The 13468-nt window shown below is 62.9% G+C and carries 6 protein-coding genes and 2 pseudogenes; 4 read left to right on the forward strand and 4 right to left on the reverse strand.

The genetic code is table 11. The features are described from left to right. The first annotated feature begins 34 nt into the window (after positions 1-34). The 4 genes and pseudogenes from M1D51_RS11770 (at position 35) to M1D51_RS11785 (ending at position 8368) form a co-directional block, all read left to right on the forward strand. The gene (locus M1D51_RS11770) at positions 35-2539 is read left to right on the forward strand and encodes a glycoside hydrolase family 3 protein (RefSeq protein WP_458106603.1); all 2505 of its coding nucleotides are present in this window, start codon (positions 35-37) and stop codon (positions 2537-2539) included. 172 nt (positions 2540-2711) lie between these two features. Beyond that, a complete protein-coding gene (locus M1D51_RS11775; protein WP_458106604.1) occupies positions 2712-3893 on the forward strand; it encodes an MFS transporter in 1182 nt (393 codons plus the stop codon). After that, positions 3894-5504: a carboxylesterase/lipase family protein gene (locus M1D51_RS11780; RefSeq protein WP_458106605.1), complete on the forward strand. Its 1611-nt coding sequence runs from the start codon at positions 3894-3896 to the stop codon at positions 5502-5504. Between the two features lie 706 nt (positions 5505-6210). Continuing rightward, positions 6211-8368 (forward strand): annotated as a pseudogene (locus tag M1D51_RS11785) (amylo-alpha-1,6-glucosidase). 620 nt (positions 8369-8988) lie between these two features. On the opposite strand, the pseudogene M1D51_RS11790 reads toward M1D51_RS11785, so the two are convergent. The 4 genes and pseudogenes from M1D51_RS11790 to M1D51_RS11805 form a co-directional block, all read right to left on the reverse strand. Further along, positions 8989-9618: pseudogene (locus tag M1D51_RS11790) on the reverse strand (glucose-6-phosphate dehydrogenase); the annotation flags it as partial. A 404-nt stretch (positions 9619-10022) separates the two neighbouring features. After that, positions 10023-10157, reverse strand: coding sequence for a hypothetical protein (locus tag M1D51_RS11795; protein WP_458106606.1), 135 nt, complete (start codon positions 10155-10157; stop codon positions 10023-10025). Positions 10158-10537: 380 nt separating this feature from the next. Continuing rightward, positions 10538-11632 carry a histidinol-phosphate transaminase gene (gene hisC / locus M1D51_RS11800; RefSeq protein ID WP_458106607.1) on the reverse strand — a complete coding sequence of 365 codons (1095 nt, stop codon included), beginning with the start codon at positions 11630-11632 and terminating at the stop codon, positions 10538-10540. 78 nt (positions 11633-11710) lie between these two features. Then, a complete protein-coding gene (locus M1D51_RS11805; RefSeq protein WP_458106608.1) occupies positions 11711-13387 on the reverse strand; it encodes a thiamine pyrophosphate-binding protein in 1677 nt (558 codons plus the stop codon). Positions 13388-13468: the final 81 nt, after the last annotated feature.

Raw genomic sequence — 13468 nt, forward strand, 5'->3', positions numbered from 1 at the left:
ACACGATTAACTGACACGTGAAAGTGAGTTTGATATGAGCGTCGCTAACTGCGCGCCCCGGGCCGCCGAAGATGGCCCTTATGACGGCGCCCTGCGCGGACGCGTCAGCCGCTTAAACCTGGCCGAGAAGGTTCGCCTCCTCACCGGCAGTTCCTTTTGGTCCATTGGACCCGAACCGAAGGCCGGCCTCCGGCGCTTCGTGGTCTCGGACGGACCAGTTGGCGTCCGCGGGGAGAAGTGGGACGATCGCGAATGGTCGGCTAATGCCCCGTCCCCCACAGCCGTCGCAGCCAGCTGGGACCCGGGACTCGTCGAGCGGATCGGCCGAGCAATGGGCGCCGAGGCACACCGCAAGGGGGTCGACGTCGTCATGGCCCCTACGGTGAATCTGCAGCGGACACCGGCCGGCGGTCGTCATTTTGAATGCTACTCAGAGGACCCGCTTCTCTCTGGAGTGATCGGCTCGGCGTGGGTGCGTGGCGTGCAGGCACAGGGTATCGGCGCTTGTGTAAAGCATTTTGTCGCGAACGACCAGGAGACCGATCGCATGGGCGTGGATAACGTCGTCGATGAGCGCACGCTCCGCGAGCTGTATCTGGCGCCCTTCGAGCACATCGAGAGGGATGCTAAGCCGTGGTCCTATATGGCTTCGTACAACAAGGTCAACGGCACGTCCATGACCGAGTCCGGTCTTCTCGACGACGTCCTCAAAGGAGAATGGGGCTCCGACGCGCTCGTCATGTCGGATTGGTTCGCGACCCGCTCCACGGTCGCCGCTGCCACGGGCGGACTTGACCTCGCCATGCCCGGCCCGCATTCGCCGTGGGGCCAGGCCCTGGTAGACGCCGTACTCGCCGGAGACGTGGACGAGGCCAAGATTGACGATAAAGTCTTGCGCCTCCTTCGGCTCGCCGCCCGTACAGGAGCTTTAGAGGGATACAAAAACTCTGCAGCGGCGACTGTTTCGGACCAGCAGATGGACGCGCTCATGCGGGAGGCCGCGGCTGCGGGCTTCGTCCTGGTGAAGAACGAGAAGGTGTTGCCGCTACCTGCCGAACTAGCCTCACTTGCGGTCGTCGGCCCCAACGCCGTTCGAGGACGCATCGCGGGAGGTGGCTCCGCCCAGGTTCTGCCGCGGCACGTCGTCCACCCGGCGGAGGGACTCTCGGCAGCGCTGCCCAATGTCCGAGTCCTAACCGCCCTCGGCGTCCGTTCCTCCGAGCGGGCCGGCGTCCTCGAAGGGGATGCGGCTCAACTGCCAGACCGGGCAGGGCAGGGCATGCGACTTGACTTCCTGGCGGCGGATGCTGAGGTTCTCTTCACCGAGGTGCGCCGTGTCGGCCACTTCGTCTGGATGGACGACTTTGCACCGGGTGTTTCGGCCACTCAGGTCGCCACCGTCCGGACGACCGTGCGCGTCACCGCAGAACGCTCGGGCACACACCGGTTCGGAGCGTCAGGGGTGGGTCACATCACCGTCGCGCTCGATGGCGAGGTGCTGGCGGACGAGACCATGCAGCTTCGGGAGGGTGCGGACATGATCGAAGGGCTGATGCTGCCGCCACAGCTTCTCATCGAACACCATTTTGAAAAGGGTGAGTCTGTCCTGTTGACCACGACGTACTCCCCCGTTACCGACCCGACTGCCGGAGCCCCCTTGTGGGTTACGCTCGTCAACGCGGACGGGCCACACGAAACGGACGAGGTCGAGATTGCCTCCGCTGTGGAGCTCGCGCGAGCTTCCGATGCGGCCCTGGTCCTCGTGGGCACCACCGAGGAGGTCGAGTCCGAGGGATATGACCGAGACAGCCTCGCCCTGCCGGGCCGGCAGGATGAGCTCGTCGAGGCAGTCATCGAAGCAAACCCCAACACGGTCGTCGTCGTCAATGCCGGCGCCCCCGTCCTCATGCCTTGGCTGAAGAAGGCGAAGGCTGTCCTTCTGGTGTGGTTCCCTGGCCAGCAAATGGGGGCGGCCCTTGCCGAAGTCATGACGGGCGCCACCGAACCAGGTGGGCGCATGCCGACCTCGTGGCCCGCTGCCGGAGGCGTCATTCAGCCCGAGAACGTACCCACACGTGGCACCCTGCAGTATCACGAGGGCCTGCACCTCGGCTATAAGGCGTACCTGCGCCAGGAGATCGAGCCCGCCGTTCCCTTCGGGCATGGCCTTGGATACACGACATGGAGGCTTTCCGATCCGTCCGTCCGCGCACTGACGCTCGACGGCGGGGCGATAGTGGGAGGTGCGGCCAGCGTTACTTTGACGAACACCGGAAACCGCGAAGGCTCCCACGTAGTGCAGGTGTACGTCTCGCGTCCGGAATCCGCCGTTGAACGCCCGGCCGTCTGGCTTGCAGCTTTCGAGCGGGTCTCTCTCAGCCCAGGCCAGTCCCGGCGCATCGAGGTGCCGGTTCCGCCGCGCGCCTTCGAGCATTGGAGCACGCAGGACCATACATGGGCCGTCGAACCAGGTGCTTTCAGCATCGAGGTGGGTTCCTCAGCCCTCGATCGCATGCCCGCAGGTGCCGTCGTCCTTTAACTCCCCTGATTCATCAGCCCAGCAACCATCCATCCACCGAAACAACGAAAGAGGCAGGACAATGGCCGTTCAGCCCACGCCCTATATCGACATTAGCGAGACAGCACCATCCCTAGAATCAAGTGTTTCGTCCAAGGTTCCCGGCGGGTCCCGCACTAAGTACCTCTGGACAATGATGACCCTGACGGTCATGCTCTACGCCTGTTACATGGCAGCCGGATCGGTCCTGCTCCCGGTCCAAATCGCTGCACTGGACCTAGGCCACAAGGAAGTGAACCTGGCTGTCGTCACCTCGATCTCAAGTTTCGCGACGTTGTTTGTCCAACCGATCGTCGGTGCGCTCTCAGACAGGACGCGCAGCCGCTGGGGTCGCCGAGCGCCATGGATGGTGGGCGGTGCGGTACTCGGCGGGCTCATGCTCATCCTTCTCCCGTGGATCGGGCTTAACGTTGGACTCATCGCGCTCATGTGGGTCCTCGCGCAGGTATCCCTGAATGCACTCCAGAGCCCTCTCTCCGCCACCATTTCGGATCGGCTCACGAAAGAAGACCGGGGCAAGGCATCTGCATTTTCCGGGGTCGGTTCCACACTCGGCATGACGCTGGGAATCACCATCGCTGGCCTCCTGCTCTTCCAGCTAGGCGTGGCGTACGCGGTTTTCGCTGTGGCGGTCATCGTTCTCGCATTCCTTTTCGTTGCACTCAACCCGGACGTTTCGAGCAAGTCCGCCCAGGTCCAGCCTTTCAGCTGGAGGCAGTTCCTTAAAGGCTTCTGGATCAGCCCCCGTAAGCACCCGGACTTCGCGTGGGCCTTCGCAGGCCGCTTCATGATGTTCCTCGGCTACATGGGAATCGTCATGTATGTCTTCTACATCCTGCTGAGCTACGTCGGGATGCCTCCCGCTGAGGCTGGAGCATTCATGGGCGTCCAGTCAATCGTGGGCGCCGCGGCGAGCATAGGGGCGACCTTCGCCGCCGGCTGGCTCTCTGACCGGTATAAGCGCCGCAAAATCTTCGTGTTCGCCGCGTCGATCCTGGTCGCCGTCGGCGTGGCCATCCCGCTCGCGATGCCAACTGCCACCGGCATCCTGCTTTACTCCATCGTGGCCGGCATCGGTTTTGGCTCGTACCTGGCCGCTGACGTAGCGCTGGTCGTGGACGTCCTTCCCAACCCCGAGGATGCAGCCAAGGATCTTGGCGTCATTAACATCGCAAACAACTTGCCCCAAATGTTGGCGCCGGTTATTAACGCCGCGCTCATCACCATGTTCGGCTACGCGTCAATCTTCGTGTGGTCAATCGCCTTAGTGCTCCTCTCGTCGGTGTTCGTTTTCCCAATCCGGAAGGTGCGCTAAATGCCCGCTATCACTCGTGGGCACCATCTGACCGGAACGGTCAACACCGGCGGGACCCCGCTCGAGAACCAGGGGCGTGACGCTATCAGCATGCACGACCAGGGATCCCGCCGACAGCGCGGAGTCACGGGGGCTCCGATTGTGGCAACAGAGCTGGGTCGCGTGCGCGGCTTTTGGCGAGGATCGTCGGCGGCGTATCTGGGCCTCCCGTTCGCGGCAGCACCCGTCGGACCACTGCGATTTGCTGCACCCGGACCGCACCCTGGTTGGGCAGGTGTCCGCTACGCCACGACGTTCGGAGCGACACCCCAGCGCCGTCCATTCGGCGACGTCACCACCATTCCCGAACCCTCCTACCCTGGAGAGGAGACGCTCAACGTCAACATTTTCACCCCTGCCCCCAAAGATGAGGCCGCCCTGCTGCCTGTCCTCGTGTGGATACATGGTGGAGGCTTCAAGGCCGGCTCACCCTCAAGCGAATGGTACGACGGCGCCGCGTTTAACCGGGACGGCGTGGTTACAGTTTCGGTCTCTTATCGACTGGGTTTCGATGGCTTCGGCTGGATCGAGAACGCACCACACAACCGCGGGCTGAGAGATCAAATCGCCGCCTTGTTGTGGGTCCGCAACAACATCCTGGCCTTCGGCGGCGATCCCAGCCGGGTTACCATTGCCGGTCAGTCGGCAGGCGGCGCGTCGGTCCTCTGCCTCCTCGCTTCGCCACTCGCATCCGGACTCTTCCATGCCGCCATCGCACAGTCGCCACCGGTACGGGTAGGTGACCTCAAGTCTGCGCGAGCTCTGGGCCTACGGCTCGCGGAACTCGCAGGGAAACCCTCCACCCGCGCAGCTCTGGCTGCGCTCACCGAGGACCACGTCCTCGACCTTCAAGCGCGCATCGAGCAGGAACTGCCTACGCCTTCAGAGCTTCACGCCACAACACAGGACATCGTCGCGACCGGCGGACTCCGCCTGCCGTTCGCCCCCTATATAGACGGAGACGTCCTTCCCTGCGCCCCCGGGGAAGCTCTGGCCGCTGGCCCAGGTGGCAGCGTGCCCCTCATCATCGGGGCGAGCGCGCATGAGTTTGCGCTGGCGGCGCCGATGTTCACTTCGCTCGTCGCCGGCTTGGGCCGTAAGGACGTCGAAATCGCGGTAAGCGCGGCACTGGGCAGCGCCGGCCCGGCATGGTGCGCCAGCCACCATGCCGGGCCTGGAGGACCGGCCGGGCTGCTCGCACAGCTCGTCACAGATTCAATGATCCGGTCCCCTATGGTTTCATGGGCGTCGTCGAGACGCGCGCCGACCTGGCTGTACGACTACCGCTATCTGTCACCAGGCCCCGGCCTTGCCCTACACTGCGCCGAGCTACCTTTCGTCTGGGACCACCTCGACGCGGAGCGCGTGGAAGACACGACCGGACCCAACCCACCGCAAGCCCTGGCGGATGTCATGCACTCCGCCTGGGTGCACTTTGTCCGCCATCACGCTGCGCCCTGGCCTCATTGGGACGCAGCAGAGCACGTCGCGATGATTTACGATGGCGCAGAGCCTTCGGCCCGCCCCGCGTTCGAGGCGATGATAAAGCCGTCTACCGACTCCTGCCCATAGAAAGAAATCCAGACAAATCGTCAACAGCTCATTGGCGGTCTTTCATTTCCTCCTCCTTGGCGGCGTCGCAGGCTCCCTACCGCCAGGGAAGGCTCTTCATCGTGGACGACACCCGATCTTGCAAAGCGGCTTCATTTCGGGAGGACCGAGCCACGGCGCGGCCAGGGTCCAAAGCGCAGCGGATTTGCGAGTTTCCCTGGCAGTGGCGCCCGGTGGACGTCGATGGTTCCTCACTGACCTGCGCTCCGGTGTGAAGCCGATCAGCCCGACCAGCTTGCGCTCCTACAGCAATGCCTTGGCGATGTTCTGCGCCTAATTGACCCTTCCCGGCTATGGATGGGTCAATTCTGCCAATGCACATTCGGCGATAATCCGAACCAGATGCGCTTCGAATGGAACACTCCCAAGCGCACAACGGACGACGCGGTGCCGGTCAAGCGGCTTTCGTTCACGAAGGCGGCACAGGATTCTCGTGCATACCGACTGCGCCGCCGCTTCTGAATGCGCACGAAGGGGCTTGGCGCTCATCGCAGGGCAGAGGCCCGTTCCCGGGCGGAGAAACTGACTCCGGAAGGCAACGCGGGCTCTGGCATCGTCGAGCAAGCAAGAGTAGCGTCGGTTGCAGAATCTGGCGGCGAATGTAGCGGCGTCACCTATGAATCCAAGGCACGCCCTGCCAGTTTTCGTAGACCTGGAAGGGACCGGAATGGCTGGATGGAACGCTGATACGGCGGCCGGCCCGCTGGGGGCCGGGGCGGTCACGTTGGTGGAGGGATCGTCCTTTTGCATCTCCCTGGCAAACGGGGACATCGATCCCGAACATCCGCACGGTCTTTTCGTCCTTGACACCCGGATCCTGTCCGGCTGGAGCCTGACCATCAACGGCCAGCCGCTGGAGCCCCTCGCCGCAGAGGCGAAGGAGCCATACCGGGCGCTATTCGCCGGGCGCGTCCCCCGCTCGGACGGGTATGCGGACAGCCCACTGATCGTCGAGCGGCTGCGCGAAGTGGGGGCCGGAATCCAAGAGCAGGTAACCGTCCGCAACTACTCCCGAGAACCGGCCGAGTGTGCGGTCTGCCTGCGGGTTGAGGCGGATTTCGCGGACCTTTTCGAGGTCAAGGAGGCCCGGATCCGTCGGCGCTGGGACGAGACCCGCCACGTGGACGGCGATGCGCTGAGCATCCGGGGTCTCTGCCAGGAGGTCTGGAAGGGCGTCACCGTCCAGGCGCCTGGAGCCGAGGTCACGCCCGAAGCTCTGACGTACTGTGTGACCGTTCCGCCGCACGGGCAGTGGCGCACTGTGATCACCGTTGTGCCCCACGCGGAGGGGGCCGGTGCCGCGGCGGCGTTCGACCATGCTGACGGCGACGGAGTGTCCCCGAGCGATCGGCGCCGGCAGGAATGGGTGGCCAAGATCCCGGTGCTGCAGATTGGGAAACCGCTCGATCGAACGGACCTTGCGGCGCAGCTACGACGACCTGGGCGCCCTCCGCATCGAGGACCCTGACCATCCGGACCGTATAGTGGTGGCCGCCGGGGCGCCCTGGTTCATGACCTTGTTCGGCCGGGATTCGCTCTGGGCCTCGGAAATGGCGCTGCCCGTGGATCCGTCCCTGGCCCTAGGTACGCTCCAGACGCTGGCGGACCGCCAAGGCAGCGTCGTGGATCCGACGAGCGAGGAGGAACCGGGCAAGATCCTGCACGAGGTCAGACTAGATGTCTCCAGCGGGTTGTCCCTGGGAGGCAAGTCCATCTACTACGGAAGTGTGGACGCGACTCCTCTGTTCGTGATTGTTCTTGCGTCAGTGAGCCGATGGGGATTCGCAGCGGATACGATCGCGGCGCTGCTGCCACACGCCGATCGGGCCCTGGACTGGATCCGCGACTATGGGGACAAAGACGGCGACGGGTTCGTCGAGTATGAGCGCCTCAACCCTCAGGGGCTGATCAACCAGGGCTGGAAGGACTCCTGGGATGGCATCAACTTCGCCGACGGGACGATTGCCGAGCCCCCGATCGCGCTCTGCGAAGTTCAGGCCTACGTCTACGACGCATACATAGCTCGCGCATGGATGGCGTACGACGCCGGTGACGCGGCCTTTGGTGACGAGCTCGCTGATCGGGCGGCAGCGTTGAAGAAACGGTTCAACGAGCATTTCTGGATGGCCGAGCGGGGGTACTTCGCCGTCGCCTTGGACGGCAAGAAGCGGCAGGTCGACGCATGCGCCTCCAACATGGGCCACTGCCTGCTGCTTGGCCTCATTGACGTGGACAAGGTGCCGCAGGTGGTCGAACGTCTGATGTCCCCGGAGATGTTCAGCGGCTGGGGCGTGCGGACCCTGGCACGTGACATGGGCGCCTACAACCCCGCGAGCTACCACAACGGGTCGGTCTGGCCGCACGATAATGCGATCATCGTGGCCGGGCTGGTCCGCTACGGCTTTGTGGAGGAAGCGCAACGGATCTCCACAGCCCTGCTGGAGGCGGCCGAGTACTCCAATGGTCGGCTGCCGGAACTATTTTGCGGCTTCAGCCGGGACCAGTTCACAGGGCCGGTTCCCTATCCGACGGCATGCTCACCGCAAGCTTGGGCCGCGACCACCCCGATCCAGCTGATCAGAAGCCTGATGCGGTATGACGCCCATGTGTCTCGGGGCGGTCTGTGGATGGAACCGGTCCTCCCGGAGTCCTACGGTGACCTGCACATCACCAACGCGGCAATGGCGGGCGGCCGGATCACCATCGACATCGCCGGTTCCGCCGCGATCGTCAAGGGACTGCCCGACGGGATAGTATTCCACCGCGGGCACCGGCCCTGGTTTGCTGACTTGGTGGAGCAGGCCGGTCGGCGCCCAAAGACTTAGCGAAGTGCCTGCTCGGTTGACTGCTTCGAGCCTCGGTTTAGCTCCGCCCGGAGGTCATGACTGTGCTGGGCCAGCTGGACGTTTCTAAGGATGGATCGCGCGATTCGTGCATGGCTTGCCTCAAAGCAACAACATTGTCGAGTGAAAGGCGAGGTAAAGGTTGGCAATTATCCGTGAGCTCGAGAGTGACCCGCCTACCAAGTTTTTCGGGTGGGGTGGCATCAGCGATGACCCGTGAGCTTGGGGAGGACCTACTCATGGGTCATTCAGCCCTACCGACTCAGGGCCAATAGCTTTGCGTTGGGCACCGGTACCTGTGCGGGCCAAGTCATTTCGGGACGGAAGTCACGGCCCGGATGGGGCGACTTCTCCCCTGTGCTGGGGCGTGCCGACCCTCCACCGGCGGGGTTCTCCTTTCGCGCAGCCGGAGGGTAACTTTCTGTCAGTGGCAGCCGCAGGAATAGCGCAGCACACGCTCGGCGGGGAAGATTTTGGTCCGCGTTTCCTCTCCGGGCGAGGCCAGGAGGGCTTTTCAGGGCGGCCTGTGCCGGGTCCTTTACGGGTTGGGCGACCGTGCTGAGCCGGGGCCAGGTGTATTCCGATTGAGGCGAGCCGTCGAAGTAATGGTCGATCCTGAACACGGCATCAGCCGGGAACACCGATTCCACGATGTCGTTCAACTGCCGGGCCGACTCGAGATCGTGCCCGAACGGCTTCTCGATGACCACGCGACGCCACTGGCCCGGCTTCGCCTGAGCGAGACCGTGCTTGGACAGCTGCCGGCAGACCTGCTCGAACGCCTTCGGCGGGATCGACAGGTAGAACGCGTGGTTACCTCGCGTCCCGCGCTCCTCGTCCAGCAACGCGATCGTGTCACCCAGACGCTCAAACGCGTCGTCGTCGTCAAACTCACCCTGCACAAACCGGACTCCCTCGGACAACTGGTTCCACACCGCCTCATCAAAAGGCGTCCGCGCATAGGACTGCACCGATTCCTTCACCTCGGCAGCGAAGTCCTCGTCGCTTCTGCTCGGGCGCGCGAAGCCCACCAACGCGAAACTCGGCGGCAACAACCCCCGGTTCGCCAGGTCATACACGGCCGGCATGAGCTTCTTACGGGCAAGATCCCCGGTCGCCCCAAAGAGCACCAACGAGGAAGGGCCGGCGATCCGGTTCAGACGGCGGTCGCGCGGATCCCTCAGGGGATTCCTTCCGTGGCCTGATCCGGGTTCCAAGTTGTTGTAAGGCATTGGTACTTTCTTTGGCTCGGTCTGTCGCGTTTCTTTGACATGGGACTCCGGAACTGCCCCCGGGGGTGGGTGCCGACCGGTACTTGGGTGCAGCGTGCTTTCGACGAGCTCAGGAGAGTATTTGCTCGTGTGTTTCTCCAAAGGGAACACTGTCGCTTAGTGCGACGGTGTAACGACGCGGATCGTGTCGGGTCACCAGGATGCCGAGGGCGCCGTGAGCAATTGCAATTGGGCGAAGAATTGCCTCGGCGCCCGTCAGTAACTCGTGTAGTTGGCTCCTCGCAGTAACCAAGAGTTCTACGTGTCCGATGGCTTGGGTTGGCATGACTTGCGTTCTTTCAGTTCAAAATTCGATGCTGGATAGCAGCCAGCTGGACTCCCTCGGCGGCCAGACGGCCAGGAATCTAGACGGGATACAGCGTGGCATCGTCGCTGCGGAGCAAGAGCCGGCGGGTGCCTATGCGCTCCTCAATGACCCATAGGACTTCCCCATCCTCGGTACGGTCGTCCACATAAGCCGTGAACAGGAACGAATCCATGGACCAAACTTCAACACGATCCCCCTGCTTGAAGAAGGTCCACTGCCGGCACATCCCCGGAGGTTTCGGCCGCTCGGTGGTCACGCTTTGTACCCGCTCGACAGACCCGCTATTTCGTCGGCGCTTCATGAGGACTCCTTCCGGCGGCTCCGCCGCGTGTGTTTCTCGCTGCATGGGCATTTCTGCTCGACTTAGATGGTCAAAGCCGCCGAAAGTAGCTGCGACCGCGCCCTGTCTCCTTGCGGGCATGGATGCAGCGGCCCTCAACCTCGGAAGAATCACCTTTTCGCCAAGGTGACCGACTTAGGCGATGGCCGCTGCAAGTTCCTTAGCAGCCAGAGCGTGAAAGGCTGCACTGTAGATGGCACTGCCGGCGACGGCTACATCAGCGCTGCCGCTGAGCGGTCATCTTCGGCCAAGGCCAGCTCTATGGCCGCCACGGCGGCGGCCGTCGCTTCGGGGGTTCCGACGGAAATGCGCATGCCCTCTCCGGGGAAGGCGCGGACTGTTACCCCGGCCCCTTCGAGATAAGCAGAGATTCGGAGTGTGTCGGGACCCGTGGCGGCCCAAACAAAGTTGCCCTCGGACGGCCCTACATGAAGCCCCGCTCTTTTGAGTTGCTCGATGAGTGCCGACCTGTTCTTGGTCAGCTGATCTATTCGCTCTTGGAGTTCGTGTTCTGCATCCAGGGATGCGATACCGGCTGCTTGGGCAAGGGACGTAACTGCGAAGGGCACGGCGACCTTTCGGAGGTTTCCGATTACTTCGGGGTCGGCGATGGCGTAGCCAAGCCGGAGGCCGGCCAGCCCGTAGGCCTTGGAAAACGTGTGGAGAACGGCGATGTTGGGATACCTTCGATAGAAATCGATGCCAACCGCGGTGGTGGGGTCGAGGTTGAAGTGAAGGTATGCCTCATCGATCACCACCAGGACGTTCGCGGGTACTTTCGTCAGGAAGACATCCAGTTCATCCGTACTGACGGTCGTGCCGGTCGGGTTGTTCGGGTTGCAAATAAAGATCAGCCTGGTTTTGCTGGTGACCGCATCAGCCATCATCGTGAGGTCGTGCCGTGCTTCCGGATCCAAGGGAACTTCAACAGGGACGGCCCCCGCGATACGTACCAGAGACGGGTAGGCCTCGAATGAGCGCCACGCGAAAATGACTTCGTCACCGGGGCCGGCCACGGCGTGGATGAGTTGGGAGGCGACCTCAACCGAGCCGGCGCCGAGGGCGATATTCTCCGGGCTTACGCTGAACCGATCGGCGAGCCGCTGGATGAGCGCTTTGGCTGAGATGTCCGGATACAGGTTTATTTGGCCGAGTTCCCTTTCCAACGCTGCCTTCACTGAGGCTAGGGGCTCGTAGGGGTTTTCGTTCGAGGACAGCTTGTATGAGTGCTGGGATACTACTTTTGCTGCTCGTCCCTGTTTATAGGCAGGGACGAGTTCCAGGCCTGGACGTTGTCCGATGTTCATTGGTGTCTCCTAGGGCAAGGCGTTCAGTGGACGCCGCGATGGTGGAACGGCGGAAACCGTTGGTGGTTCTTTGGACTGTTAGACGTCTGCCAGACGGCGTTCGCGGGCTATGGCCAGCTCGACGCTTTCCCGCATGTAAGGGGCTACCTCGGTCTGGGACACGGGGATATCGAGAACGAACACGCCCTCTGCGCCAGCCTCCACCCACTGTCGTACTCGATCCAGATCGGCCAGGGAACCGGCCTTTATGCTTTGAGCGCCGAAGGCCTGCCCTAGCGCGGCGAAGTCCACCTCGTCGATGAGCATCGCGGTTTTGTCGAGTCCGCGGGCACCGTACTGGTGTAGTTCGGCACCATAGGCGGCATCGTTGAAGACGACAACCAAACCGCTTCGGGCTGTGCGGATGAAGGTTTCCATGTCGGCCAGGGCCATCAGAGCGCCCCCGTCTCCGGTCACCAGGACGGTAGTTCGATCGGGTCTGGCAACAGCCGCGCCGACAGCCGCCGGGAAACCGAGTCCGATTGTCTGGAATGCCGTCCCGACGAGCATCAGTCCCTGCGGGTCGGGGATGGAACAGTACATCGGTACCCAGCCGGAGAAGTGTCCGCCATCCTGCACGACTGTGCGGTTCTTAGGCATGATGTCTTCAAGTGCCAGGGTGAAGGGCCGGGGGTCAAGGCGTCCGTCTTCGGTCATATTTCCGACCGAGTCAGGGTGCAGGGGGTGCTGCGGAGGCCGTCCGGAGTAATCGGCCCGCCATTTTGGCCCGTGGTCGTCCTCTATTTCGCTGAGGAGCTGCTGCGCAAACGCTGCAGCGTCGGACTGGACGTACAAGTTCACGCGTTCGGAGGTCGCTTCGGGCAGCGTATCAATTTGTATGAGTAGAGCATCCGGACCGAACAGGGTTCCGTAACGTGTTTGGAAGATGTTCAGGCTCGCCCCTACCGCTACAACAACGTCAGCCTGGCGCATGGTTTCCGCTGACGGGAGCTGCGAGAAGCCTCCGAAGACTCCCAGATCCCAAGGCGAATCGAATGCATTCCGGGCCATGACGGAGGTAGCGAAAAGCGCGCCAAGCCGATCTCCGGCATCGCGCAGGCTTTCGGCGGACCCTGGTGATTCGACAACTCCCCGTCCGGCAAGGATGAGCGGACGCTTGGCGGCGAGCAGCGCCTTGAGCACGGCAGCAATTGCGTCCCCATCCGGCACACAGCTGGCCTTGGCACTTGGCGCGGGACGGATCGGTTCGTCATCGGCGTCGACTGGTGCGGTCACCAGGTCAAAGGGAATCGAGACTATGACGGGTACGCTGTCCCTCAGCGCAATGTCGTATGCCTCTGACACTGTGGCGGAAACGTTCTCAGTGGACAAGACGAATGTTGGAACATCAAGGCCAGCAGCGACCAGATTTTGATCGATGTCACAGGCCCGCGGCCCGGTTGTGGGCGCATCGCCCACAATCAACACCAGCGGTATCCGAGCGAGCCTGGCTTCCGCCAGCGATGTCAGCGAGTTTGTGAAGCCTGCCCCGTAGGTCACTGTGCTGGTGGCAATCTCACGGCAAGCCCGGAAGTATGCATCGGCCATTGCCACAGTGCCGGCTTCGTGCCGTGCGCTGACGTAGCGGAATCCACTGCTCGTCAGAGAGCTGATCAGATGTGCGTTGCCATTGCCCATGAGTCCGAAGAGGACGCTGGAACGCTGATGCACCACCTTAGCTACTGCGGTTGAGAGATTGAGAGATTGTAGAGTCATAGAAGAGCGCACCTTGCATGTTGGTAGTTGAACGTCCGGGCCTGCGTGACGGTGAAGGTCGCCGCAGCGAGGCCAAGGGCC

This window comes from Arthrobacter sp. R3-55 (genome assembly GCF_054161505.1).